This is a genomic window from Vibrio sp. 1562 (assembly GCF_033340155.1).
Taxonomy (GTDB): Bacteria; Pseudomonadota; Gammaproteobacteria; order Enterobacterales; family Vibrionaceae; genus Vibrio; species Vibrio alginolyticus.
This window is the reverse complement of sequence record NZ_JAWOVY010000723.1, coordinates 1-532: the sequence shown is the minus strand read 5'-3', so window position 1 is coordinate 532 and position 532 is coordinate 1. Positions and strand designations below refer to the sequence as shown.

Sequence of the window (532 nt, the reverse complement as noted above, 5' to 3'; positions counted from 1 at the left end):
GGATAGCATCGGATGAAATCGAAGCTGTTCACATGGCAGAAAATATTGGATACCCGGTCGCCGTGAAGCTTCGCTCTCCTGATATTCCTCACAAATCAGACGTACACGGCGTGGCGCTTAATTTGAGAAATAGTCGAGAAGTTTCTAACGCTGCACAATCGATTTTAGATACCGTCAAATTCAGTTACCCATCTGCAAACGTACACGGCCTGCTAGTTCAAGGCATGGCGAAGCTTGGCAGCGCGGAAGAGTTGCGAATCAGTATAGCGGTCGACAAGGTATTTGGGCCTGTCATTTTACTTGGTCAAGGTGGCTCTGAATGGAACATCGCTCAAGATGCGGTGGCCGCCCTGCCTCCTTTGAATATGACGCTTGCACGCTATTTAGTCGTGGTTGCATTAAAGTCCGGGAAGATCCGTCTTCAGAAACACAAAGATGCGCTCGATATTACTGAGCTGTCAAAATTCTTAGTTCGTATTTCGCAAATGGCGGTTGAGTTACCTGAAATACAAAGACTGGATATCCATCCAGT

The 532-nt window shown here is 47.0% G+C and carries 1 protein-coding gene; it reads left to right on the top strand.

Translation table 11 applies throughout. The features are described 5' to 3' along the window. Window positions 1-532, top strand: a 532-nt coding sequence (locus tag R7Z49_RS27305; RefSeq protein WP_318112802.1) for an acetate--CoA ligase family protein, incomplete at both ends; no start/stop codon positions are given.